This window comes from Mesorhizobium amorphae CCNWGS0123 (genome assembly GCF_001686985.1).
Classification (GTDB): domain Bacteria; phylum Pseudomonadota; class Alphaproteobacteria; order Rhizobiales; family Rhizobiaceae; genus Mesorhizobium; species Mesorhizobium amorphae.
Map to the genome: position 1 here is coordinate 490,871 of NZ_CP015322.1, position 25,960 is coordinate 516,830.

The following is a 25,960-nucleotide window of genomic DNA, read 5'->3' on the forward strand; positions in this document are numbered from 1 at the left end:
ATCACCGGTTTTGGAAACGTCTATTGGCGGGAGTGTGCTTCGTTCGACTGACATCGCTAGCCCTCGATCAAGCTGTTCCGGTTCTGCCGGAGCAGGATCAGCCGCTGCAACTCGTCTTTCAGGACGGCAACGCCGTCACGCGACACCAAATCCTCAGGAGCGGCCGCCAGCGTGTCAACCAAGCCTTGCAGAAGAACACAATGCTTCTCCGCGCGCAGCACGTCCGGGTAACGCAGCCGTGGCGTGACGAAGGAGAGTTGCTCTTGTGCGAGATTGTGGCCATCAAGGGGGACCAGTTCCGCGCGTGGGTTGACCACGTTGATCCGGGCGCGCAATTCGTTGGGACTGACGCGCGTGATTGCGTCGATACCACCAACCTCCGGCACACCGCTGATCGCCAGCGGAAGATCCAGCGTGTGCGTTTCCCGCCCAATCGACGCGTGCTTCTTGTCGCCATTTGAATGAGCACCATTGATCTGCTTGTCAATCGCTTGACGGATGGCAGGCTCTATTGTTGATTCACGGCCATCGATGTTGAACCTTTGTGGAGAGGTGCCGGGCCCGACAGGGTGGCTAGGCAGCTTGACCATGACATCTTCCTTAATAGGCCTGCGAAAATAAGGTCTCCGAATTGGAGACTTTAATAGGGGAGAGCAGCAAACTGGCCATTTCGGCTCAGCAGCACACGACTCTCCTCGATTCGATCGATAATCCATCCATCATCTAGGAGGGCACCGACGAAATACTTTTGGCCACCGATCAGGACGTACGGCAGGACTCCACGCCAAACAGCTTCAACGGCGATTGAAGATGGCGCCTTCTCCTCTTTGATAGCCACTCCGCTCACCAGTGTCAGCGCACCATTCGTACGATGATCGAACCACTGCTGGACCTTCTGCCATCTGGCGACCAAGGCAGGCATAACTGTTCCGTTGGCGGTCACAACACCGTTTGCGGAGGCGATCTTTATATTGAGCAGGCCCGCTCTTTCAACTTCCTGTTGCAGCGCCTGTGCCGCCGCCTGGGCGGCTTGACCAACAGGGTGGTTGATGGTTGGCTCGGGTGCAGGTTCGGTGCCGGGTGAATTGGTGCTCAATGCATCGGTGCTGCCGTAGTAGAAGAAAATGGTTGAGAGAATGCCGATCCCGAGCAAGCCGACTAACACGATGGCGAGCAGCGGAATTGAAAGACGCGGTATGCCAATCGAACCGGCTTGTGCTGCATCCGGTGCCGACCAGAGAATGGACATCGTGCCCGCATGAATGACCACAGGAAGAGGAACGACAACGCGCTCGCCTGCGGCAATATCGTCGCGCCCCTCGATGCTGATTCCGGCCGCAACGGCCTCGACCTCAGCCTCGATAGAATTGCGAAGAAAACTGATGCGAAAATGATGCGGCTCGAGTCGTTGCTCGACGAAGACCATATCGGCATCGAGGCCACTGCCGATCAGGTTCGCTCCAGAAGCGGAATTGCCGGTAAGTCCGGAATAAAGTCCGGATAGCACTTCGAAATGAAGGGAAGCGGCATCATTCACCGATAATCTCCTGAACAGGAGAGAGCCGCACGGCAGCTGCCATGCGGCTCATTTGACTTCATACAGCGCACCGCCGCCAGGACGGCATATGCGGGGCGCCCACTTCCAACATCACTGAACCCGCTCGTCGGCCACCTTCTTGATTGACCCGAGTTCGGTCGTGACAGTGCGCATCGTCACGCTCCTCTGCGTCGCCTCCAAGCTGACAGCCGTCAGCTGCGCGATTTGCGCCTGGAAAGCGAGTTCACCAGCGCCCTTTGCAGCTATATCCGTTCCAACTGCAGCGGCCGCGCCGGCTACGGCACCAACTTTACCAACCATGTTGCTTCACCTTTCTGTTTCAGATTGCCGCCATTGACGGCTTGCGTCTCCTGACGTCGGACCATCCGGCGTCAGGCACCTTCTTCTGTTTCATCCAGAGCATCGTCGAGATCACCCATGGAGTCGTTCACAATTTGAATTGCCACCGACCTGAGAGCCGCATCGAAGGCTTCCTTTTGAGCTGCACCTTGCCAGTCATTCCCGGAAACGGCCGCACCATCTTCATGGCCGCTTGCACCATGACCGCGCGCGTCACCCGGTTTACTCTGGCTAGAATGCTCGGCGGGCGCGTCCTGCCGTTGTCCATGAGCACCTCCGTGACCCGTTCGGGCCAAGGAAACACCAATGCCACCAACCCCTCCAATTCCAATCATCGGGCGCTCCTCTGATCTTCGTTTGCATGGCCATCAACAGACGGCGAAGCCATTTGACGTTTTGATGCTACGAGCGCCAGCTTTCGAGAAGCTGACGAGTTTCAGAAAAGTCGGCGGTGCGACAAAATGGTGGTTGTGCGCAAGCTGGGGCCTCCTCACATGAGGCTTCTTCAATGACCCCTCTAATGGGCCTCATTTGACCTTCAAGGAGCGAAAATCACCTATCTTCGACGAAACAGTCAACGCGATAACGCGTACCAAATTCGTTGAAGACCTCGTGGCGGGGAAGAATATTCCCGCGCATCACCAGTTTCGCGGACAAGCGACCCGTCGATGCCCAAGCCGCGTTCAGACATGCTGTCTTGAGATCGCGAAGGCCGAGGCCAGGGACCAGCGCACGCACAGCACACACGGTCAAACTGGCGTCCCTTATGCGGGTAGCGACTGGCAATGCGCGAGGTCGCGGATCGTCAGCAGTGCTGACGGGTGTCTCACTATGAGCTTCTCCGCCAGATTGACAGCCATGCCGCTGTGGCGAGCATGCCGGAACACTCTCATCCTTCCCTCGTCGACGGAGTCGATGAAAAACCAGCAAACCGATCCAGTTGTCTTCCTCCAGGCTTCGAACCTTCGAATATCTTCGGTGTCAAGAGCGCCCTCGAGGCCGCCTCGGCCGAGATCTTGAACCGCGGCATAACAGGCAAGTTCGCCACACTTCACCGCAGCCTACCAATGCGGTTTGCGCTCGTAACTTTTGCCACTGCCGGCTTCCGTCAGAAGGATGACTCGGTTTCGTTCTTTAAGTTCTGACCAGCCCACGTGACCGCTCTAACGAGGATCGAATAGAAGCGCCGGTGTCTTCGCCTCCTCACGCGAGACGGTCCGAAATCGATGGTCCAGATCGACAAAATTGCTACTCCTGGTGCAAGGATAGGAGCTGCAGAGTAACCTGCAATCGGTATGATTGCGCCCAATGGAGTGGGGGACATCACGAGCAACATAAGGGAGGATCCCTTCGGCGACCATAGCTCGCTGACACGTACGACCTTATGATCGGCGGAAGGAACGCATATCGCTCGCGCCAAACCGCACGGCAGCGGCTTTGGCGGTTTTTGTTCGGAGTGTCACACCGGCGTTGCACTTGGACATTATTCGGAAGACGCGCTGTTGATGAACGCAGGTTGACGCGCGTCCTCCCAAGACTTGCCCCTCCGGTCCCTGTCGGAGGGGTTTGTCCTGTTTCGCTTTGAGAGTTGCAATATCTCGATTGCATCCGTGGCGTGCCGCCGAGGCACCCAGTTCCCGCCATACGCAACCTCTTCATTCCACCTCGCGCAAGACACTCAGCGACTCAGGATCCATCTTCATCGTCTGAACGCAATGGCGGAGTGGAAGGCCGCGAGTGCGGTCAGCTGACAGAGCACACCGCTTCAGCGCGTTTATACGCAGACAACGTGAGAGCGCCCGGCTATCCTCAGCGCTCTCGCGCAGCCGCCACCAACACGGTGTCCGCACTGCCGCAGATCCATATCAGCTAAAACTCTGCCAAAGCAGTGCTAGCGCCCGGAACGCTCGTACCCCGAACTTTCACGTCTCGTCTATTTGACGTAATTCCTAGAAGATCCCATTCGGCGGTCTACATAAAGTCATCGTCGCAGGAATCCGCCGCCGTGGTTACGACACTCTCGGTATCGCTGCCTTCACTATCGTCCGCCTTGGAGAGGTACATGGCAGGTTTGCCCGCACGCTGCCATTCACCGTCACTGTTCTTCGTCCACTTATCGGGATGCTGGGTGGGGTCTAGCACCATGTTAAAGTCATCCACCGCGACAAAACCCATCGCCATTGCGCGCTCTTTCGCTTGTGGGTTTGCGGGGCAAGAATTGAGCAATGGTCTGTCGCCGTCGAGTCGAAGTTGATGCTCCAGCAGAATGTCTCCTGCGTTCTCGACAAGCGGGTGCGTAACCCGCAAATCTACGATGGATGTCACCTCAGTTCGCCCAGGAAAAAGTTCTCGCCACTTTTCCCCCTCGAACAGATTACCCATGCTATCTCCGCCTTCGGTTCTAAGAAGCCCGACACTTTGGCTGCCCAATTGATAGCTGAAATACCGTGCCTGCTCTGTATCAAACCTGGTGGTGCCGTATTGGTCAGCAATTTCCACCGTTCGCCTGGCTTTGGAGGAAAGGGAAGTCGAGTACTCTTGTGGCTTCGACGCGATATGCACCATTTCATCGCCATAAAAGGCCTTCGCTTTTTTCTCGAATGAAGAGCGAGATATCTCGACCACAGGAGGTCGGGGAACGAGGGCATACGATGGCGTTGCCGCTGATGAAGAAGACAGGGGCGCCGCTGAAGAAGAACTAGCGCGGGACTCCCGTGCTTCTAAGTGCATAACTGCAAGTATTTCGGCAAAGCCGTGGCCGCCGCTACCGGCTTGCGCAGCGCTGGTCGCCGACCATCTCGCGTTGTCAACGTCGCCTGCACGCGCGGATTGGGTATTGGATGAACAACTGATCCGGCTATGCATGCTTCGCGTTCCTATCGGCAGAGTTTTCCACTGAGTGGGGGGTGACTCCAGCGGAATGATAGTCAGCCTTGCTGACCGCAAGCTGACCACAAGCTGACGATACGCGTTGAGCGTCTGCATCACGCTTCTGCGCGATGGTCAGGTTATGGCGATCCCGCCAACGCACTCCGCTCACGTGACAGGGGTTGCAGATTGCTTTCGCGGGTGTAGGCCTTCGTCGAGCGCGAGCGACAGGTTGAGATTTTTGCGCAACATGTGATTGTCTGGGCCTATTCAAACAGGCGGTGTCACAGGCTGAAGCCAGGCCGGACGCGCAGTGGTCAGGGTCCGCAGCGCCCCGGCCTGGCGTTCTGATGGGCCCCGACATGACCACGATCAGAAGCAAGCTCTCCGCGGTAACAACCGGCCGATTACCCTGCCATTCCTAGTCCAGGAGCCAGTAATCCGCAGTGATATGGGCGTCGGTCAGCCAATGGGTGGGGCCGAGCGCCAGCCGATCCTGCGATGCGCTGCCCGAGCCAGAGGCCGGTTCATCCGTCTGGGCAACTCGAGCGTGAGGGGTGGGAAGAATGCGCCCGTCCGGCTCCCGCGCCGTGGAGGTGGGCTCACCGTTGACAGTTTGCGCTCCTGGCACATGTATCCGATCGGCTTCCTGTCTGGCAGGGCCGCGGTCCGCGCCCGCCTCGGGGCACAGGTGGGCGTGCAGGGCGCTCACGCATGGATCGACGTTCTTTCTATCTTGCTGGTGGGGTGGGACGACGGTGATATCGGCTTGTGCATAAAACGGCCTGCGCTCGCTCAACAGTCTGGCGATCTTCTGCTCCGGGTTGGGGCCTTGCAGCAGCGGGCGGCTGGTATCGTTCCTGGTGCGTTTTTCGATCACGTCGAGCCTGGTGTCGAGCCAGATCGAGACCGCCTTCTCGCCGATCAGGTGACGGCTCTGCTCACGCATGAACGCGCCGCCACCGGTCGCGATCACGGCAGGGCCTTTCTGGAGCAAATCTGCGATCACACCTGCCTCCATGTCCCTGAAGAACGCCTCGCCATGGACTTCGAAGATCTGCGATATCGATATGCGGGTGTCCTTCTGGATTATCTTGTCGGTATCGACGAAGGGCAGCCGCAGCCGCCTGGCGAGAGCCGGGCCGATGCTGGATTTGCCGGCACTCGGCATGCCAACGAGCACGACCGGCCGTCCATTGAGGGCGGCAAAGATCTCCTTTGCGACCGGTGACCTGGCGATCAAGGGTGGTCCTGGCTGTTCGGCCGCGCGCACCCCAAAGCTAGAGCGGCTGGTTCTGCCCGTTGCCCCCTCTTCGGCTCCCCAGTGGGGGACGTCCATGGCGCCGTCTGGAATCGCAACCTGGCTGCAGACCGCGCGCACGCGCTGCGCCAGTTCCACGGCCTTGGCTTGCTCCAAAGCATCCGCGCCGGCTTGCTGGCGCAGCCTGAGAAGCGCCTTGTAGGTATCGTGATTGTCAACCTTGGCCCGGTAGCTGCCTGGCGTGTGGAACTCTAGCTGGAAGCGGTAACCGTCCGGGGTGGTGAGCACCGTCTGGATGCCGAGAAAATTCGGAGTCCGCGTTCTGAACCAGTTGGTTGTCTGGAGTTCGGAGTAGCCCCGCTCATCGAAGGCCAGCATGGCTGCCTTGAAAGCGCGCGTAAAATCCTTGTCAGGGACTTCGAAGACATGGCGTAGGGCGTTGCTGACCAGCTGTACATGGCTGCCGGTCGGGGCGCTCATGCCGGTGAGCTGATCTGTCATGGAGGCTGCCGATTTCAAGCGGCGCTCCAGGTGAGGCATGTTCACATGGATGTCCGCTGTCCTGAGGCTTGTGGCAACGCTGAGGGCCGCTGCGGTGATTGTCTCTTCTGCCTCTTTGGCGCGGGACGCTTCCATCCTGGCGCGCTCCGAGGCCTCCTCGCGGGTCAGCGTGATCGTCATGGCGCAATCCTCGGCCGCAGGCTGCCGGGCAGAGAGGTTGCGCAAGATGCCCTGCTCCGTTGCGAGCTTGATCGAGGTCTCCATGATTGAAGCCGTCAGCGTGGGATTGTCCTTCAGGTCCTCCAGGGTCGCATCGACATCGAGCCTGCCCTGGTTGAGGGTCGCCGCCAGACCCTTGACGTAGGGCACGGCCTTCAAGCCCGGCGTTCGATGCAGGAGCCGCTGCAGCTCCTCGCTCTTCTTCATGAACAGGCGGGCGCCGGTGTCGGATTTGTAGGCGTCGGTGCCGACCTTGATGCCGAGGCTCAGGAGGTTGTTTGCGCTTTCGACGAGGTCGTCGGGATTGTAGCCATCCGGGCGCGGATCGATGCGCGCACGATAGTGATCGAGCAAAAGCTGGACGCGCTCTCGTGGCTGGGGAGTTGCCGCATAGGTCTCAGCCAGTTCCGCGAACAGCGCGCACAGCGCGGCACTGAGCTCAGGGTTTGCGTCGTTTGCGTCGTTCACGCTTTCGACCGTCTCGGGCGGGACTTGCTCATGCGTGCTCGCGGCCCAGGCCTCGAGGTCGGCGGCGAGCAACGCGGCCATTTCGCGGGCGACCGGATGTCTGGCGACCTCGATCTCATGTCGCGCCCTGGCGAGCGTGTCCTGGATGTCCTGGCCACGCACCTGGTCCTGGTTCAACAGGTTACCGATGTCTCGCCTGAGCTCGTGGTGAACGCCCTCGTAGATGCCAAAGATGGCCCGCTCGGCAAACCATTGTCGTGCCTCATGGGGCTGAGCCAGAAAGTTTCGCTGCAGGCTGGTATAGGTTTCCAGGACGTTCTGCGTGGCGGCCAGGATCTGGCTGGCGCGGCTGAACTGGTAACGCTCGCCGTCGATGGCCGGAGTGTGCGACTTCGGCGGCTTGAGCGAGCGCAGGCCGCGCGCCTGCTCCTTTTGATCGAACTCGCGCACATGCTCATAAAGCCGCGGCCGGTCGCCGAGTATGATGACCGTGTCGCCGTCGAAGTCGCCGTCGAGCTTTTTCTGTTCACCGGTCGGGACGGCAACCAGCGACCCCGGAGCAAACACCTCCGTCGCCTGCAGGATGCCGACGCAGTCGAGCGACGTGTCCACCGTGACCCGGTCCTTGCTCGTGGTCCAGCTCGAATGGCTCTTGACGTCCTCGGCCGACATCACCAGCCCACGCTCGGCATAGTCGGCCGGCCACATCTCGTCGGGGACCACGATCAGAATGCCCTTGGCAAAAAAAGTCGGATCGGCGGCGGCCAATTTCTCCCCCGACTTCTGGGCGACATTAAAGCTGTATTGGATGGCCACGCACTGATCCAGGAACCCTGCCGTCGGGTCCCCGTCAACCGCCGACCTGACCTGCCCGGCGGCAAACGGGCGCAGGTTCGGCTTGTCATAGGGGGACCGCCCGATCAGCACGCCACCCGTCCCCGTCAACGTCTCGCTCTTGAGCGTCGGCACATGGACGTGGCCATCACCGGACGGTACGGCGACCGCGCCCGGACCGTCGATGTGTCCGGCCGTCACCGTGCGAAACAGCTCTTCGGACGTCAACCCGCGCCCTTGCCCCTGTCGGCTTTCGAGCCAGGCCCTGGCCTTCTCGCGCGCCTCATCCGCCACCAGTTCGCTGCGCGGATAATGTTGCGCCGCCAAGGCGGGCAGGGACGATCTCCTTCCCTCGCCAAAGGCAGCCACCCGATCGGGATCGCCCGTTTGACCGGCCCGGCGAACCGTTGGCATACGCGCGGCCAGCGAGGCCTTGATGAAGCCGCAGCCGTCATGCGGCCGCAAGGCGATCGGGCCTGCCTTTCCAGTCAGCTTGAAGGGATGCTGCTCATTGGCAGGGCGGTCCGGCATCAGCGACAGTTTGAAGGCGCCTTCCAGCGCGTAGTCGTGGGGCCCCAGACCTTGAAGGGCAGGAGGCGCGGCAAAGCCCCGGCGCTGCGTGTAATAGTAGGCCTCCTTGAAAGGGGCCCAGGCGCGCGATAGCTGCTCGAACGCCGTGCCCGGCGCGGTTTCGGCATAGGGAATGGCCAGCAGCTTTCCCCCGGAGGCCCTTGCTGGCGCCGCGTCCGGGCTGCGGGCTGCGATCTGCGACACCGTCGGTTGCGGCGCTTTCAACTTGCTGCCGCCAAACAGGTCCATGCGGTATGGCACACCCTCGACCGTAACCGTCCGCGCCAGCATGAAGGCGCTCGGCTTGCCCGGCAGTTGCACCGCGACCGTCTTGATGGTTCCCGAGGTCAGGCGATGGAAAGCCGAATATCGTGTCTCGGGCTCGGTGGCCACGCGCTGCCCCCGTATGTCCACCACCGGCAACTGCATCAGTCCCGCGTCGCCCTGTGGCGGCCTGGGCTCGTGGTCCATGGCTTGCAACACCTGGTGGACATCGAAGACGGACGCTGGATGCTGGGCCTGGACGGTTGCCGCATTGTGCGCCATGAACGTGTCCAGCGCATCGACCGGGCTATCGGCCTCGATCTCCGCGATCACGTTCCAGCTCATGTTGGAAAGGTCGCCTTCGATGAGGTCGCGCGTGCTGGCCAGGATCTGCCTGGTCTCGCGCTGCAGCTGTTGCTGGGTCATCCGCAAGTCGGGCTTCCTGCCCTCGACATACGGTCGCCGGTACAATGACTCCAGGACCGCGCGGGCCTTGAGCACCTGATAGATCGACAGGGCGGGACAACGGCTGGAGCACGGTCCGCGTGTCTGCTCGGCACTGCTTGCCTGCAGATGCGCCTCGATCTTGTGCTTCACGACCGGCTGGATGTCCTTCAGCAGGTTGAGCGCCTGCCTGCGGTGCCAGCGCAGCTGCTTGTGCGGGCTGCGCGCCAGCGGCAGCAGAGCGGCGCACAGATTACCCATGCTTTCGAGGTTGTTCTCAGTGGCAAAACCAGGGGCACGGTGCAATTCCTGAAGCCGATCCAACCCTGCCCGTGCCAGCGAACCGAAATCGTCAAAAAGCCGGGCCTTGGCCAGCGCCCTGAAGATGTTCGTGATGCCCAGAGCGTCGGCCCGCTCCAGCCGATCAGTGGCATAGTGGAGGTGATGGGCCAGCTTGTGCAGCCTATCCCTCAGCAGGGCAGTCTCTGTAATCTCTCCGCTGCCCTCTCCCCTCTTGCATTCCCGCGCCAGATCATTGGCGATCGTGCTGAGCGCAGGTGTGGTGAACGCCGCGAAGCGCAGGCCTGCGGAGCCCAGTCTACGCGCAATGTCCATTATCGCCTGGTGGCACGCCGCTTCTTCCGGCCACCTGCTGAACCCGTTCATCAGGTTCGCCAAGTGCTGGGGAATAAAATCAGCGAGCTCATCGGCACGGCCGAGTACTTCGCCGGCGATCGCGACCGTCGCCTGGCGACACTCCACCGCTTCCGGCCATTTGCCGAAGCCGTTGACCAGGTTCGCCAGGTGCTGGGGAATAAAATCAGACAGCTTGTCGACGCGGCGAAGCACCTCACCGGCGATCGCGACCGTGGCATCGCGACAGTCGGTCCCGTCAGACCATTTGCTGAAACCGTTCGCCAGGTTCGCCAGTCCCTGCGGAGCAAAATCAGACAACCGGTCGGCGCGGTCGGCACGGCCAAGGAGCCCAACGCCGAGCGCGACCGCGGCTTGGCGACACTGCGCCCGTTCCGGCCATTTGCTGAAACCGTTCACCATGTCCACCATGTCCTGCGGCGTAAAATCAGACGGCCCACTGGCACGGCGAAGCACTTCACCGGCGATCGCGACCGTGGCTTGGCGACAGTCGGCCTCTTGCGGCCACTTGCTGAAGGCATTCACCAGGTTCGACAGGTGCTGGCGACTAACATGAGACAACGGGTCGTCACGGCGCGTGACCTCACGGGCGATCGCGAGTGTTGCATCGCGACAGTCCGCCTGTTGTGGCCACTTGCTGAAACCATTCACCAGGTTCGTCAGATTCTGGTAAGCAAAACCAGGCAGTTGGGCGCGGCGGCGAATGACCTCACGGGCGATCACGACTGTGGCTTCATGATAGTCCGCATCGTCCGGACATTTGCTGAACCCGTTCACCAGGTTCGCCAGCTCCTGCGGAGTAAAATCAGCGAGCCCTTCCTCGCGGTCACGCCGAGAGAGTTCTCTGGCGATCTTGATTGTGGCTTGGCGATAGACCGCTTCGTCTGGCCATTTGCTGAACCCGTTCACCATGTTCGCCAGGTCCTGGTGATTAAAATCAGAGAGCCCGAACTCGCCGGGGGCGACGCGGCGACCGACCTGACCGGCAATCGCTCCGATGGCGTGGCAAGACCACTCCTCTTGCGGCCATTTGCTGAAACTGGTCACCATGTTCGCCAAGTCCTGGTGACTAAAATCAGCGAGCCCGGCACGGCGGTCACGACGGATGACCTCACCGGCCATCGCGCCTGCGGCTTCGCGAGACGCTGCCTCTTGCGGCCACTTGCTGAACCCGTTCACCAGGTTCGCCATTTCCTGCTGAGTGAATTCAGAGAGCCGGGCACGGCGGTTGCGGCGGAGCACCTCGCCCGCGATTGCTACTGTGGCTTGGCAAAAGACCTCCTCTTCCGGGCACTTGCAGAACCCGTTCACCAGGTTCGCCAATCCCTGCGAAGTAAATGCAGAGAACCGGGCATCGGGGACGCCAGCGCGGTGACTGACCTCACTGGCGATTGCAACTAAAGCGCCGCGGCAGTCCTCCGGCCACTTGGCGAAGCCGTTCACCATGTTGGACAGTTCCTGATGTCCAAAATCAGAAAGCCAGACGTTGCGGCGACGGGAGCGACGAAGGACCTCACCGGCGATTGCTGTTAAGGCCTGGCGAGCGTTCGGCTCCGCCCATTTGCTGAAACCGTTCACCAAGGTAGACAGGTTCTGCGAAGGAAAATCAGAAAGCTGGCGAGCGCGGCGACAGATCTCGGCGGCGATTGCAAGTGTCGCCTGGCGGGGCGTGCTTTCCTGGGGCCACTTGCTGAAGCCGTTCACCAGCAGTCCGAGACTTTGACTGTTGAGTTCTTCAAGTATCCCGCTTTCGTCGCGACAAACTTTGGCGATCCTGATCATTCCATTGCGGCATTCCGCTGCCCGGGAATGCCGACCGAATGATGATGCGAAGAGCGAAAGCGCCTTGCCTTCGACTTCGTTCACTAGCGCATCACTAAGCTGCGACACCCGAGCTGCCATGGCTCTGCAAGCTTCGATACCTGCCTGCCCCCCAGCCTCCCGGCTCACTGCGTTGCATGTCGTGGCGTACCCCCATGATTTCCAGGCGCGGACATCGTTCTCCCAGTTTGGGACAAAGTCACGTGCGAACCGGGCGGCCGCCTTTTGCAGAAACATTGCGTGGTTCGCGTGCCCCGCTCTTTGCAGCACCCTGTCATGCTCCACCACCGCACGTGAGAATCGACCGATGTCGCGAGCGGCATAGATCTCATGCAAAGCCACATTAAGTTGTGTTTCAGAGATTGCGTGTTGGTCATGCTGGGCCGAGACGTCGTCGATACGCCGCTTTCCTGGCCCTGCATCCAGGTTGGACACGATTTGCCCATGAGGTGGGAGAGCGTCTGCTTGCCAGCTCCCGGCTTCTTGATCGGCGAGCCAGGATTCGCCTTCGTAATGCCAAGAGCTTTCTTCTCGGCCTGGCGCTTCATCCTCCGGCAGTGAGGGAAAACGACGACGCCGCCCCCCTATTGCACGCGGCAGAGCCCCGGGAGCCCGACGGGCGGCAGCGGAGGAGCTGGTAGGCCTGTCTCGAACAGCCTCACTGGTAAGGGGCGGATTGCGAACGGAGGACGTCCCCTCATCTTGAGGCTCGGGACATATCCCCTGGACAATCGAGCTGAACGATCTATTGCCTGCTCCAGGGGCAATGGCTGGTTCTGGGCGCGAACTGCTCGGCCCCCATGTGCCGTCGGCTCCAGCATCCCCACTGTGCGATTTCCCAGATCGGCCAATGCCTGTCATAATTTATCTCCAATGCAGGCGAAAAGTGCGCGGGCAAGGATTCCGCTGGCTGAATTTAGGCAAGTGGAGGGTCCGCATTCGCGGCATGACAACACTCCGAGCCAGGATGATTCACCGTTGCGGCAAATCAGACGCCCTCCGGCAACCCATGCCGCCGCTCATTCCCTTCCATTTGATTATTGTTACCATCCACCGACTGCGACACATGGATCTCGCCAGAGCGCGGCTGGCCATCCTTTCGGCAATGGTCGCGCTTTGACCGTCGTACATAGCCATCGCCGCTGACATAAACCTGACTTGCACCCAGCCGACACGACTTTGGCCAACGCGACAACTACCGCAACAGCTGCTGCAGCACTGACTAAGGCATGGCAATGTCAAGCGTCGGGTGAGCAAGCTGGGCGAAGAGGTAGCGTGGCTCTCAGACGGCGTCCAACAATTGAGGCTAACGCAAACTTGATGAAGTCCCGGGGCATGCGGCGCCGATCAGGCCGACCTGCAGGAGATCGAGCTTTCCGCGGCGATATCATCTGGCTTCACCAGCTTGAGTTTTGGGATCAACCCCTCTGTCTGCCTCGTTTGGCCAGGGTTCAGTGTCGCTGCGCCGTCGCCCGTGATGCCGCTGGCGAACGACGCGATAAGGCTTGCACTAGCGTCCGCGATCCAGATCCGGTTGCGGCCCTTCGTCAACGGCACCGTCCCTTGGCGACGGGAATGGAAGTAAAAATCGGAGCACCAGACGGGCGGCGCAATCCGAAGCAAGCGCTCGATAATTGGGCTGCCCGCCGTAGTAGTAGCCGCAATGTCCACGCAGAACGGCGGCGCATTCGTGCTGCGTGACCAGCGGCGCTTGCATGAGCCCCCCAATCTCCCGGCGTCTGGGCGCGAGGCGACAGAAGTTGCCGACCCGAAATTCGTGTCGAGATCACAGATCAAGCCCTTGAAACGCAACGCTTTATCCATCCACAGTATGGATGAGAAACATCGAAACAATCGATTTTACCAATTTTGCAGAAGGCTGCATAAGAAGGTTGCATACGAGGACTCTTAAGAGCAGGCACCCGCGATGGTTGTCGATGTTAGCGTTGCATCCGAGGAGAATTTTCTAATGTAGCCAGCATCAGCCAAAATTCATCATTCATCGTGACCAAGGTTCCTCCTGTTCTGCGTAAGCTGCATTCGCTTGGCGCGAAAACCTCAAGATTAGGCAATCGCCATGGGCGAGAGAAGACTGGATCCTGCCATCCAAGATCGATCACCTAAAACAATCTGTGCAGAGTTCATTTTCTCGATAAAGAATAAGATACCTTTGATATCCGGGACAAGAATTTATGATATCCTGATAATGAATTCGAACAAAATCATTTCTGAATTAGAGATCCATTTTTTACTTTAAAACTAAGCTCTTCTTTGATCGGAGCGAACCGCTCGTCAACATGCCCAAGAACTCCAGAACCTCCCAAATTTCTCGCGATCGACCGCAAAATGAATCGTTGGGAGGTTCGTCAGCTTCTCGAAAGCTAACCGTCCTACTCATGGAACGTGATTCTCTGGACGGAGCCGCCGGATCTATCGAATGCAAGGGCTGAACTCAGGAGGATCGATGCGTAGAGAAATCGCAGACGTGGCACGCGGAATTTTTTGTTGGGCGGCCGGTGATGTTCGGTCCCGTCAACTGGTCGATCACTTCTTGCATGTTGTTGCTCGTGCCGTAGTCCTATGCGTCCCCTCGATTGCAAGGGGGAAACAGTGTCCGGCGCTTCCGAGATCGCGCGACCGGAGACTGCATGATGATACGCACTTCAGCGAAATTTCGAGTTCCCTGCCTCCGGGGCCGCTATACCCGGGCTATGGCGGCTGTCAGCGGAAGACGGTGCACCGGAAATCGGGCTTCTCGTCGGTTCGAACGGGATTCTCGCTTCAAGGAATCCGCAGAGGGATCGTCGCTATGACTTCGCCTCCTGGCTGAACGTGCTGCGGTTGAGCGGCTTGCCTGCGCCTTAGACGATTATCCATCGGAAAGAATGATGGCGAATACGCGACGAGTTGCGCGACTGATCATGTCGCCGCGGTCTCACAGCCGACGGTGACGTCCCAATGGTTTGTCGTGCCTTGATAGGAGATGAAAATGCGAACGCTGCTCGTTGATCATCATACCGATCTTACGCGCTCGGTGCGAGGAGCGCTCGCGGAGTGCGGTTTCACCGTTGATGTGGCTCGTACCCTGGAAGAAGCGTCGACTGCTATTTGTTTCGCGAGCTATGAAATCCTCCTGCTAGAGCTCGCCCTGCCGGATGGAGATAGCTTAGACTGGCTGAGGCAGTTAAGGCGTGACGGGCATTCAATTCCTGCCATCATCATGAGTAACCTCAACGATCTCGACAGGCGAATCGCGATTTTCAACGGTGGCGCAGACGATTTCCTGCCCAAGCCCGTCTCTAGTGATGAGCTCGTTGCCAGAATGCGAGCCGTTCTGCGTCGATCAACACAGGTGACCGACCCCATAATTGAATTTGGCAATCTCACCTTCGATCCGATTAGCCGACAAGTTTGCGTTGGTGGTCGGCCGCTAAAGATCGCGCGCCGCGAACTGTCCATTCTTGAGCATCTGCTCAACCGCGCAGGCCGAACCGTGCCTCGCGAGCAGCTGGAAGACAGCGTCTATGCGTTCAACCACGAGGTCTCGGCCAACGCGCTCGAAGTCGGAATCTATCGCTTACGCGGACATTTGACCAAGTCCGCTGCAACGCTACGCATCAAGACCGCGCGTGGCATCGGCTACATCCTTGAATTGACTGGGACGGCATCGGCCCGAGTTGATCGAACTGGAAAGCAATGACTGCCTTGAACATCGTTCGCAAGAATCACTCTGGTGGCGATCGGCGGTCGATCGTCATTAACACCCTGAAATCGGGCGTTTTTCCTTGCCTTCGCCACTTCCTGTGCGCGGTCATTCTGCTTTCTCCACTTTCTGCCGTTGCCCAGATCAAGCAGGATGACAGTGGGGAGACGTCGCACGCCTCTCCTAATAGCGTTAGCGGCACGCTGAACCTTTCCTCCTCGCTCGGCAAGACAGTTCATCTGTCCGCGCCCGCCGCAAGCATTTTTGTTGCCGACCCAACGATCGCAGACTATCAGGCACCCTCGAACAAAACTATCTTCGTCTTTGGCAAGAAATCCGGGCGGACGACCTTGTTCGCCCTCGACGAGAACGGAGAGGCTCTCGCCCAGTTGCAGATTGTCGTCGCGCAGCCGATCGAGGACCTGCGCGCCATGTTGAGGGCCCAAACCGGCGACTACCCGATCCACGTCAGCTACACGCCGCGCGGCGCAGTCCTGAGCGGTACGGCACCCAATGCTGAAGTCGTCGACACCGCAATGAAGATTACTGAACAATTTCTCGGCGCCGGTGCGCAGATCGTCAATAAAATCCAGGTCACCGGGTCGTTGCAGGTTAATCTGAGTGTGCGCGTAGCGGAGGTCTCGCGTAGCGCCATGAAGAAGCTCGGCGTCAACCTCTCCGCTTTCGGTCAAATCGGCAATTTCAAAGTCGGCTTGTTGAGCAGTGGCAACGAGGCTGGTTTCGACAGCGGCAATAAGGCAGGAATCGGATTCAGCGATGGCAATATCAACGTCAGCGCGGTTCTCGATGCGCTCGCCACGGAGCATCTTGCGTCCGTATTGGCTGAGCCGAATCTCACCGCAATGTCCGGCGAGTCCGCCAGCTTCCTGGCTGGCGGCGAATTTCCCATTCCGGTCGTGCAGAACAATGGGCAAGCCTCCGTCGAATTCCGGCACTTCGGCGTCAGCCTGGAATTCGTACCGACCGTTCTCAGCAACAATCAGATCAATATTCGCGTAAAGCCGGAGGCCAGTGAACTATCGTCACAAGGAGCCGTCCAAATGAATGGTATCTCGGTGCCTGCCATCTCCACGCGGCGTGCCGACACGGTTGTAGAGCTCGCCAGCGGCCAAAGTTTCGCAATCGGCGGGCTGATCAGGCGCAGCGTCAACACTGATATCAGTGCCTTTCCTTGGCTTGGTGACGTGCCGGTCCTCGGCGCGCTGTTCCGTTCGTCCTCATTCCAAAAAGAGGAAACGGAACTGGTTATTATCGTCACGCCTTACATTGTACGGCCCGGATCGAGCCCGAGCCAGATGAGCGCACCCACCGACCGCATCGGGTCGCCCTTGGGTGTGGGGGGCACTCCGACAAATTCGTTGGCAACTCCGCCGCCAAGCCACGGTGCTCCTCGCCCCAGCGTATCAAGTCGCGCCGGCGGTGCCGGCTTTATTATCGAATAGCGATCACCCAATGATGTTGAGGATCATAAGCCTTCTAGTCCTGACCGCCAATATAGCTGGCTGCACAACCAGCGCGCCGCTCTATGTCGACCCATCGGCACAAGCGATCCTTGTGCGGCAGGAGAACAACGTCCTGCTGTTGCAGGGCCTTCACGCGGCCGAGCGCCAGCGTCTGCGTGGTTTCATTGCGAGTGCCAGTCGCGGTCGAGTCGACGCGCTCCAACTCCTTATCAGCGGCCCATCTCGGCCCAGCGCACAGATAGCCAGTCAGGCCAGGAAAATGGGGGTCGACGCTTACAACATCCACCTGCTGGACCCCAGTATTGATCAGAACGACGGCGTCTCGGTAAGAGTAGAGGCGATTGTCTACAGTGCCAGTCCTCCCGTGTGTCCGTCGCTTTCCAGCCCGTTAGGCAAAGACAATTCTTTCGACCAGACGCTTGGCTGCTCGACCCGCCACAATCTGGTGGTCATGGTCAACGATCCGCGCGACTTGCTCGACAACCCGGCTGTCAGGCCAAGCAATGGCGATCGTGCCGCTATCCCCGTTGCCAAATACAGGACCTTCGCCACGGACAAGGACGCACCAGAACCAGGAACTTAACAACCCACGCTGATAAAGCACCCCTGATGACAGCGGTTGCGAAACGGGCGGCAAAGGTTGTTGGCTAGCGCGAAACGGTTTGTGATGCGCAGCAACTAATTGGACCACCTTCAGGCGTAGGCGGCCCGCGGGCTAATCGCATTGCATGTAGGGGCGACCACGGCAGAAATTACAGCGCTGTCCGCCATTGGAGTTTGAGTAGCGGATGTCGGTAACTATGTGCAGGCTCAGTGGAGAGCCGGTGTTGAGCAAAACCGCAAGGGTACTCATTCCAGCAGCTTGCCGGTTCTCCATAAGTCCACCATGAAGGACGGTCTTGCCTTCTTGCCCTGTCCCTTGCGGTGGAGCCTAGCGTTGGGATCGGTATGGGCTGGTTCGACAGCTTCTGGCCATCGCCGCCGCATTCTGCTGGCGAATCGCCCAAGCTGTCCTTCGGCATCACACTCTTCATCGAAGCCCAGGCCTCGATCAGCATGCCGTCGACCAAGACGTGATCCGTAGACAGAAGCCCCTTCGCTGGTCTGGGCCAGCTCGGCAGCCAGGACCTTCGCCGTGATGTCGCCCTCCAGCAGCCGGGCGCAGCTGTTGAAGAGCACCGAGTGATCCCCTGGTACATCATCGACGCCGATGCCGACGAACCGCGAAAGAGAAAGTATACTCCTGCTGCTCCATAAAAAGCTGCTCTGAGCGGATCGAGTAGATGCCTGCAACAGCATCGGCCGAAACCTTCTCGGGCGGGACCGAAGGTCGCCCGATCGGCGAAACAGCGCCGCAAACCCCGCTCGATTATTAAAACTGACCATAAGTAGCTGATTTCACTCGCAATTTCTCAGTTTAGACGACAATAAGCCGACATGGGCCATCAAAAAGCTACACTGTTGATTTTAAACATATTTTTCAGCGAAAATTTTTTCGTGTGGCTTCGGTATCTATCGAGGTCGATTGCCTCTGAGAACCGATTTTTAGCGGCTGGGAGCCGCTCCGCTACCAGCGGAAAAGTACCGTCATGCCTCTTATAGCAGCGTTTTGTCGCCCGAACGAGGCCCGTCCGACCCACGTCCCAGAGCAAGCCTACGCAAGGGCCTGACGTACCGTTGTCGCCCCCATTCCGCGCCCCTTGAATGTCAGAAAAAGATGTACTATTTTCTGACGCATGAAAGCCACTGTCACATCAGTTCCGGATCGGATCATGCGACGCGCCCGCGCTGGCGGGCGTGGCGGCGTCTTCACGCCTCGTGACTTCCTGGACGTGGCGGCGCGCGCAGCGGTCGACCAAGCCCTTTCCCGTCTGGCGAAGACCGGAAAGCTTCGCCGCCTGGCGCGCGGCCTGTATGATTTCCCCAAGGTCCATCCCAAGCTCGGGCCGCTTTCTCCAACTCCGGACGACGTTGCGCAGGCGCTTGCACGCGAGACCGGCTCGCAGGTGCAGATGGCTGGCGCGCGCGCGGCGAACGCGCTCGGCCTCTCGACTCAGGTTCCGGCGAAGAGCACCTATCTGACCGATGGCCCCTCCCGCCGCGTCGTGCTGGGCAAGCGCGTGGTCGATCTGCGTCACGCCTCGCCCAAGCATCTGATTGCTCCGGGCAGCGCGGCCGGCACCGTCGTCCAGGCCCTGCGTCATGTGGGGCAGGTGCGTGCCGCCGACGTCGCACAGATCGCAGCGCGTCGTCTGTCGGCCAGCGACAAGAAGACGCTCGCCTCCACCGCGGTCCAAGCACCCGCCTGGATGCGGCCGACGCTCGTCTCGATCGCAAACGCAGCGTCGGGCGATCTCGATGGATAAGGTCGCTCTTCTTCCAGCCACCGATCGGGCGGCTCTTTTTGGCGAGACCGGCGCAGGTCGAGGGGTCGCCGACACGATCATCGAAAAGGACTTCTGGGTCTGCTGGACCTTGAAGCGGCTTTTCGGCCTGCAAGGGAAGGACGCTGCCACCTTGGTCTTCAAGGGCGGCACGTCCCTTTCCAAGGCGTTCGGCGCGATCCGCCGCTTCTCCGAAGATATCGATCTGTCCTTCGATCGCGCCGACCTCGGCTACGTCGGCGACCGTGATCCCGAGAAGGAGGGAATCAGCCGGAAGAAAGCGGCTCAACTCATCGAAGACCTGGTGGGCGACGTCGAGGCGCATATCGCCGAGAAGCTGCTTCCGGGGCTTCGCGCCGCCATCGCGGAGCAACTCGGCGAACCTACCGATGGCGCCTGGTCGCTGGAGATCGACGCAGGCGACGCGCAGACCGTGAACTTCCACTATCCGACCGTGCTGCCCGCCGCCGAATATGAGGGCATGGCCTGAAGCTCGAACTCGGCGCGCGCGGCGATCCCTGGCCGACCGAGGAGAAGGTCATCCGCTCCTATGCGGCGGAGGACTATCCCGACTTCTTCGAAGATCCCGACGCCGTCGTCACCGTGCTCGCGGCGCAGCGGACCTTTTGGGAAAAGGCCACGGCGTTGCACGCAGAGGCCCATCGCCCCGCTGAATCCGCGACGCCGCAATATTTCTCACGACACTATTACGACCTCGCCATGCTTCTCGACACGGACGAGGGCAAAGCCGCCGCAGGCGATTTCGACCTTCTGGCGACAGTGGCGAAGCACAAGGCGACCTTCTTCCGATCGGGCTGGGCCAGCTACGACACTGCGCGGTCAGGGACGCTGCGCCTTATACCGAGCGAGGCGCGGATCAGGGACCTGCGTGCAGACTATCGTGCAATGGCGCCGATGATGTTCGACGACAGCCCGCCCGCCTTCGACGCCATACTTGCAAGAATCGAGAAGCTCCAAGAAAACATCAATAGCTAGCGCAACGCTACACGCCGGGGAGGAAAGTTTATTAGCGCGATACGGTCCATAGATCTGCGTCTTGTGGATGATCTCGTCGACTTCGTACGAGGTCCCGGCTTTGTGCTGGATTTTTCCGACGCCAGCTTCGCGAACTTCTTCGCCTCCGAACTCAAGGTCAACATCGACGACCGGAAATATGCAGTGAATGGCGGCTCGAAGGGCAAGCGCCTGCGCTACTTCCTGCAGAGCTGCGACGACGCCACCGCAGTCCTGACCCTCACGGCGCTCTGGGAGCATCGCTCGGAACATCTCGCCCGCACGGGCGGGGAAGATCCCGTCGTCAATGCCGAGAGCCGTTATCACGGGCTGATCACCCGGCTCTCTGGCCGCGCGACGCCGCAGGCGCCAGGGCGCAGCGCGAACGCTGGCCCGGTCGACAAGCAGCAGATCGCCAAGATCAAGGCGGACCTCCTGCAGGTCACGTCGCTCGGCCCGCACGCGCAGGGCTATGCCTTAGAGGGGTTCCTCAAAGGGCTGTTCAACGCCTTCGGCCTGGCGGCTCAGGACCCTTTCCGGCTGAAAGGCGAACAGATCGACGGCAGCTTTCTGCTTGGCACCGACGTCTATCTTCTCGAAGCCAAGTGGCACGGCCAACCCATCGGTGTCGCCGAGCTGCACACGTTCCACGGCAAGATCGAACAGAAGGCCGCCTGGACGCGCGGCCTGTTCGTGAGCAACAGCGGCTTCTCGGAAGACGGCCTCGTCGCCTTCGGCCGAGGCAAGCGCGTCATCTGCATGGATGGGCTCGATCTCTACGAGATGCTGGACCGGGAGATACCGCTCGACCAGGTTCTTGAACGCAAGGTACGCAGGGCCGCCGAAACCGGCATGCCCTTTCTTCGCGTTCGCGACCTCTTTCCGAGCTGAGGGCGAGGCGCATGGTCCAGTTCAACGATTGGTGCGACTCCGCCGATACCCCCGCAGGCAATCATCACGTTCGGATAATGACGGGCCGGCCGGCGGACTCGGCGACCGGTATACAGGTGACGGCCACGGCTCTGCCGGTCCACTACGCCGCCGAGGAACGTATCGCCGGCGCGCTTGCGAGGCTGGGCAAGCCTGCCGCCGCGAAGATGATCACCGATCTTCTCCCGCAGACGCCGCAGATCCGTTCGGGCGACCTCGGCGAGATCTACGCAACCGAGTGGATCAACGCGCACAGCGGCTACCGCGCGCCCATCAAGCGGCTGCGCTGGAAGGATCACCGCAACATGGCGATGCGCGGCGACGACGTCATCGGCATGATCCTCGATCCCGCAACGCAGCGCCTCCGCTTCCTGAAAACGGAAGCGAAGAGCCGCATCGACCTGCGTGCCCAGACGCTGCAGGAGGCGCGGATCGGACTTGACAAGGATGGCGGCCTTCCGTCGTCGCATGCACTGTCCTTCATCTCGGCCAGGCTGATGGAATTGGGCACTGACGCGCCGCTTGTCGACGCGATCGACGAGGCGCTCTATCGGCACGGCATCCCGCCCGAGAGCGTCAAGCATCTTCTCTTCACCTTCTCCGGAAACTCTCCGCACGCGTTGCTGACGCAGTCGCTGCAGGCTTACCCCGGTCCGATCGGACAATGGGGTGTGGGTCTGCACGTCGATGGCCATGCCGCGTTCGTGGGGGCCGTCTACGCTCAGGTCATCGCCGATGCCAACCAGCCCTGAAGCGATCATAGCCGCCATAACGGAAGCGACGACGACGGGCTTCCGCGGCAGGCTCATCGCGCGGGGCCAGGCGCGCGCGATGATCTGGCGCGACGGCGTTCTTCCCCCTGAAGCGCCCGCCTTCTCGCCGCAGCTCAGCTTCGACCTCCATAGCTACGCTTATGGCTTGCTTGGGTTGGGGCTGCGCCTCCTCGAACTCAATGGCGACCCGACCCAAGCACGCATCGCGTTCGAACAGGCGGCGACCGCGCTCGAGGCGGTTATGGCGAAAGGCAATCGTGCCGAGGCGGATCGCGATTTCCACTTCGTCATGGCGGCGGCGAGCTATCATCTCGCGCACCTGTCCGCCCGGGCCTACTCCCTCCTCGCGGTGGTAGCGGCCGAGGGCAACTTCTCCCCCATCGAACAGGCGCTCGCGCTGTTGATGCGGCGAGACATCACCGAGCTGCGGGCACGCGTCTATGCCTTCCGCCTGGACGGCCGAGGATCGGATGCGACTATTGCGACGCTGCTCCAGCAGCGCCTTGCCGAGCCGGTGGCCGACGCGCCGGAGCGCAATGGGCAGGACTTCCTCTTCGAGGGCCTCGACCTCGCACTGACCGACGCCTTCTTCGGCGCCTTCGCCATGTTCCTGCTGGCGCTGGATGGCGGCGAGAGAGCCCTGGTGGACCGAGCGATCGCGCAGCTTCGCCAGAACCTCGACATCTGCGCAGAGCTGAACCTTCTGCCGCAATGGTGGGTGCATCGGGTCACCATCCATCTGCTCTCCGATCTCTGGGCGAGCACCTTCCACGAAAAAGTGCCCCTGTTACCAGCGGGTGGCGCTGCGCCCGCCTGGCCCGGCCTTCGCGAGCTCTTCATCGCCCTGCTCGCGCGGCGCCCGCGAGCCGAGGTCGATCTGTGGCCTTCGCAGATCGAGGCGGCGGCGCGCGCCGTCGATCAGATCGACAATCTCGTTGTCTCGCTGCCGACCAGTGCCGGCAAGACCCGGATCGCCGAACTGTCTATTCTAAGATGCTTGGCCGGCGGCCGTCGGGTCATGTTCGTGACGCCGCTGCGCGCCCTGTCGGCGCAGACTGAAACCACGCTCCAGCGCACCTTCGGCCCGCTCGGAAAGACCATCTCCGCCCTTTACGGCAGCATCGGCGTGTCTGGCTTCGATGAGGACGCGATCCGCGAGCGCGATATCGTCGTCGCGACTCCTGAGAAGCTCGATTTCGCCTTGAGGAACGCTCCCTCGCTGCTCGACGACGTCGGCCTTCTCGTCTTCGACGAAGGCCATATGATCGGACCTGGCGAGCGCGAGGTTCGATACGAGGTTCAGATTCAGCGCCTCCTGCGTCGCCAGGACGCCAATCAACGTCGCATCGTCTGCCTGTCAGCCATTCTTCCCGATGGAGACCAGCTGGAGGATTTTTCGGCGTGGCTACGCTGCGATCAGGTTGGCGGACCCATCAAGCACGACTGGCGTCCAACGCGCCTGCGCTTCGGCGAGGTGACCTGGAATTCGCCGACGGCTCGCCTCAACCTTCGCGTCGGTGAGGAAAAACCCTTCGTGCCCCGGTTTCTTACCGGTGCGGCGCCGCCGTTGTTCGTTCCTCCGAAAAAGCTCCGCACGCGGCTCTTCCCAGACAACCAGCCGGAGTTGAGCCTCGCGACCGCCTGGCGTCTCGTCAACGATGGCCAGACGGTCCTGATCTATTGCCCTGAGCGCCGAAGCGTCGAGCCGTTCGCCAAGGTCATCGTCGAATTGCACTCGCGCGGCGCGCTCGCATCGCTGCTCACGGTCGATCCGACCATGTTGCGAACCGCTATCGCGCTCGGGGAGGAATGGCTCGGCGTGGACAGCGACATCCTCAAATGCCTGCGGCTCGGCGTAGCGCTACACCACGGGGCGTTGCCGACCGCCTATCGCAAGGAGGTCGAGCGTCTCCTGCGTGACGGCGTGCTCAGGGTCACGATCTCATCACCCACCCTGGCCCAGGGCCTGAACCTGTCGGCGACCGCAGTCGTCATGCATTCGCTCTATCGGCATGGCGAAAAGATCAAGGTCTCTGAGTTCAAAAACGTCATCGGCCGCGCTGGCCGCGCTTACATCGATGTCGAAGGCCTTGTCCTCTATCCCATTTTTGAGGACACAAAGAATAAGAAGCACGACGAGTGGGTCGGCCTGATCGAGGATGTCGGCGCTCGCGAGATGGAGAGCGGACTCGTCCAGCTCATCTTCTCGTTGCTCACGCGGATGCACAAGCGACTTGGCGGCAACCTCGACCAGCTCATCGACTATGTCGTCAACAATGCGGCGGCATGGACCTTCCCGGAAGTTGCTGGCGAAAAGGCCGACAAGCGCGAGCGAGCGCTGAACGAGTGGGAGCGCCATATGGCGACGCTCGATACCGCCATCCTCAGCCTTGTCGGTGAGGCCGACGTGCCGGATGACCAGATCGACGCCGCGCTCGACACCATCCTTCAGTCTTCGCTCTGGCAGCGTCGCCTGCTGCGCGTGGACGATGCATCGCGCGCCGCCTATCGCGCTACGCTCCTCACGCGTAGCCGGTACATCTGGGCAAATTCGACAGCCGCGACGCGACGCGGCTACTTCCTGGCTGGCCTCGGCCTCGAAGCCGGGCGCGCCCTCGACGCCGTCGCGCCCGAAGCCAACATGCTCCTCATCCAGGCGAACGCAGCGTTGATGGAGTCGGACCATGAAGCAGCGATCGCGGCCATCACCGGGATCGCCGAGCGCGTCTTCGCCTTCTACCCGTTTGAACCCGACCCATTCCCGGACAACTGGCGAGACATTCTGCGATGCTGGTTGCTCGGGCAATCCCTTGTGGGGACTGTTGCCGGTAGGGAAGCAGAGACGTTGCAATTCATCGAGGGCGGTCTGGTCTATCGCCTGCCTTGGGCGATGGAGGCACTGCGCGTCCGTGCCGCCGCCAACAGCGATGTCGTTGGTGTGTTCGGCCTGTCACTAACGGATCATGAGCTGGGCCTCGCGGTTCCGGCCGTTGAAACGGGGACGATGAACCGCTCTGCTTCCATCCTGATCCAGGCCGGCTTCAACTCGCGGCTTGCGGCCATCAAGGTCGTTGCTGACATCGGCGCCACATTCACGACCGGCGCGGAATTGCGCGCTTGGCTTCGCTCGCCTGGCCTCGCGGCATGGTCGGCCCAACCAGAGTGGCCCTCCTCCGAGACTCGCGGCATGTGGCTCGAATTCATCCAGGAATTCGCGCCATCCGACAATCGGACCTGGGCGCGGCGAGACTATCTCGGGAACGTGCAGTGGTTCGCTGCACCGGCGCCCCCGGGGACGCCCGTTAGCCTCCATCATCGCGACGGACAGCCGTTGGTGCTGACGCCCGACGGGCGCGCGATCGGCCTGCTGCAACACCCGCTCAATCCAAATCGGCGTGGTCTCGTGCGAGCAAGCGTCGCTCAAAATGTCGCCCAGCTCAATCTTAGCTATCTCGGCCCCGACGACTTATGGGGGGCCTAGAAGGAAGATGACCAAGCCGCCCACATAATTCGGCGCATGGGACAACGTGCCCATCGATGACGATGTGCCGCAAATTCAGCATCCTCAATCCCATGATTAGCAATGCCAAACCGATGCCCGAGGGTGGCCAAGAAGACCATCGCTTCGAGGACTAATGATGAAGCATCGAAACCGTATGACCAGAGACGATCAAAGCGCTGGCGGCACGCTTATTGTCACCTACCATTTCTTTCAGGCTCCGAGTAGGTCGGTCAATTAGCCCGCGGTTGAACCCGAATTGCCTCGAAGCCCCCTTCGCAAAACTGATTGTTGTCGGCTAGTGCCCGATAAAGCTTGCCGAGCCAATAATTAGGGCCGCATACATCCTCGAAATCCTGCGCCACTTCGATG

13 protein-coding genes and 2 pseudogenes are annotated in these 25,960 nt (G+C 60.6%); 8 read left to right on the forward strand and 7 right to left on the reverse strand.

Annotated elements, in window-relative coordinates:
- Positions 1-56: 56 nt before the first annotated feature.
- From A6B35_RS32195 to A6B35_RS32225, 6 genes are all read right to left on the reverse strand, one after another.
- Entirely contained in the window at positions 57-590 is a 534-nt protein-coding gene (locus A6B35_RS32195) for a hypothetical protein (protein ID WP_006199583.1), read from the reverse strand.
- Positions 591-640: 50 nt separating this feature from the next.
- Positions 641-1,537, reverse strand: a complete 897-nt coding sequence (locus tag A6B35_RS32200; protein ID WP_006199584.1) for a SctD/MshK family protein — start codon at positions 1,535-1,537, stop codon at positions 641-643.
- A 111-nt stretch (positions 1,538-1,648) separates the two neighbouring features.
- Positions 1,649-1,858, reverse strand: coding sequence for a hypothetical protein (locus A6B35_RS32205; protein ID WP_006199585.1), 210 nt, complete (start codon positions 1,856-1,858; stop codon positions 1,649-1,651).
- A gap of 71 nt (positions 1,859-1,929) precedes the next feature.
- Complete coding sequence (locus A6B35_RS32210) at positions 1,930-2,232, reverse strand: hypothetical protein (RefSeq protein WP_081482024.1); 303 nt, start codon at positions 2,230-2,232, stop codon at positions 1,930-1,932.
- Positions 2,233-3,868: 1,636 nt separating this feature from the next.
- Positions 3,869-4,882 (reverse strand): Effector protein NopP, encoded by a 1,014-nt coding sequence (locus tag A6B35_RS36945; protein WP_244425937.1) that lies wholly within the window; start codon positions 4,880-4,882, stop codon positions 3,869-3,871.
- 304 nt (positions 4,883-5,186) lie between these two features.
- Positions 5,187-11,846, reverse strand: a complete 6,660-nt coding sequence (locus A6B35_RS32225; RefSeq protein ID WP_065518384.1) for a shikimate kinase — start codon at positions 11,844-11,846, stop codon at positions 5,187-5,189.
- A 2,944-nt stretch (positions 11,847-14,790) separates the two neighbouring features.
- Between A6B35_RS32225 and A6B35_RS32240 the strand changes: the two genes are divergently transcribed.
- Genes A6B35_RS32240 through A6B35_RS32250 form a run of 3 tightly spaced genes read left to right on the forward strand, consistent with a single transcriptional unit; the run spans position 14,791 to position 17,571 of the window.
- Positions 14,791-15,501 carry a response regulator gene (locus tag A6B35_RS32240; protein ID WP_006205126.1) on the forward strand — a complete coding sequence of 237 codons (711 nt, stop codon included), beginning with the start codon at positions 14,791-14,793 and terminating at the stop codon, positions 15,499-15,501.
- Complete coding sequence (locus tag A6B35_RS32245) at positions 15,498-16,967, forward strand: type II and III secretion system protein family protein (protein ID WP_006205125.1); 1,470 nt, start codon at positions 15,498-15,500, stop codon at positions 16,965-16,967. Before A6B35_RS32240 ends, A6B35_RS32245 begins: the two co-directional genes overlap by 4 nt.
- Before the next feature lie 10 nt (positions 16,968-16,977).
- Complete coding sequence (locus A6B35_RS32250) at positions 16,978-17,571, forward strand: CpaD family pilus assembly lipoprotein (RefSeq protein ID WP_006205124.1); 594 nt, start codon at positions 16,978-16,980, stop codon at positions 17,569-17,571.
- 302 nt (positions 17,572-17,873) lie between these two features.
- On the opposite strand, the pseudogene A6B35_RS36005 reads toward A6B35_RS32250, so the two are convergent.
- Positions 17,874-18,333 (reverse strand): annotated as a pseudogene (locus A6B35_RS36005) (transposase); the annotation flags it as partial.
- A 427-nt stretch (positions 18,334-18,760) separates the two neighbouring features.
- Between A6B35_RS36005 and A6B35_RS32255 the strand changes: the two are divergent.
- The 5 genes and pseudogenes from A6B35_RS32255 to A6B35_RS32275 all read left to right on the forward strand — a co-directional run bounded on the left by A6B35_RS32255 (position 18,761) and on the right by A6B35_RS32275 (position 25,570).
- Complete coding sequence (locus tag A6B35_RS32255; protein WP_040583658.1) at positions 18,761-19,354, forward strand: DUF6088 family protein; 594 nt, start codon at positions 18,761-18,763, stop codon at positions 19,352-19,354.
- Positions 19,347-20,368: pseudogene (locus A6B35_RS32260) on the forward strand (nucleotidyl transferase AbiEii/AbiGii toxin family protein). Before A6B35_RS32255 ends, A6B35_RS32260 begins: the two are co-directional and overlap by 8 nt.
- Positions 20,369-20,431: 63 nt before the next feature.
- Positions 20,432-21,277: a restriction endonuclease gene (locus tag A6B35_RS32265; RefSeq protein WP_202799464.1), complete on the forward strand. Its 846-nt coding sequence runs from the start codon at positions 20,432-20,434 to the stop codon at positions 21,275-21,277.
- Positions 21,278-21,288: 11 nt separating this feature from the next.
- The gene (locus A6B35_RS32270) at positions 21,289-22,068 is read left to right on the forward strand and encodes a Hachiman antiphage defense system protein HamA (RefSeq protein ID WP_040583656.1); all 780 of its coding nucleotides are present in this window, start codon (positions 21,289-21,291) and stop codon (positions 22,066-22,068) included.
- Positions 22,052-25,570, forward strand: a complete 3,519-nt coding sequence (locus tag A6B35_RS32275; RefSeq protein ID WP_006205119.1) for a DEAD/DEAH box helicase — start codon at positions 22,052-22,054, stop codon at positions 25,568-25,570. Before A6B35_RS32270 ends, A6B35_RS32275 begins: the two co-directional genes overlap by 17 nt.
- Positions 25,571-25,960: the final 390 nt, after the last annotated feature.

Coding starts and splice junctions, on each gene's coding strand:
- A6B35_RS32255 (WP_040583658.1), top strand. CDS start 18,761: ATGCGACGCGCCCGCGCTGGCGGGCGTGGCGGCGTCTTCACGCCTCGT.
- A6B35_RS32245 (WP_006205125.1), top strand. CDS start 15,498: ATGACTGCCTTGAACATCGTTCGCAAGAATCACTCTGGTGGCGATCGG.
- A6B35_RS32195 (WP_006199583.1), bottom strand. CDS start 590: ATGGTCAAGCTGCCTAGCCACCCTGTCGGGCCCGGCACCTCTCCACAA.
- A6B35_RS32205 (WP_006199585.1), bottom strand. CDS start 1,858: ATGGTTGGTAAAGTTGGTGCCGTAGCCGGCGCGGCCGCTGCAGTTGGA.
- A6B35_RS32210 (WP_081482024.1), bottom strand. CDS start 2,232: ATGATTGGAATTGGAGGGGTTGGTGGCATTGGTGTTTCCTTGGCCCGA.
- A6B35_RS32270 (WP_040583656.1), top strand. CDS start 21,289: ATGGTCCAGTTCAACGATTGGTGCGACTCCGCCGATACCCCCGCAGGC.
- A6B35_RS32275 (WP_006205119.1), top strand. CDS start 22,052: ATGCCAACCAGCCCTGAAGCGATCATAGCCGCCATAACGGAAGCGACG.
- A6B35_RS32240 (WP_006205126.1), top strand. CDS start 14,791: ATGCGAACGCTGCTCGTTGATCATCATACCGATCTTACGCGCTCGGTG.
- A6B35_RS36945 (WP_244425937.1), bottom strand. CDS start 4,882: ATGCAGACGCTCAACGCGTATCGTCAGCTTGTGGTCAGCTTGCGGTCA.
- A6B35_RS32250 (WP_006205124.1), top strand. CDS start 16,978: ATGATGTTGAGGATCATAAGCCTTCTAGTCCTGACCGCCAATATAGCT.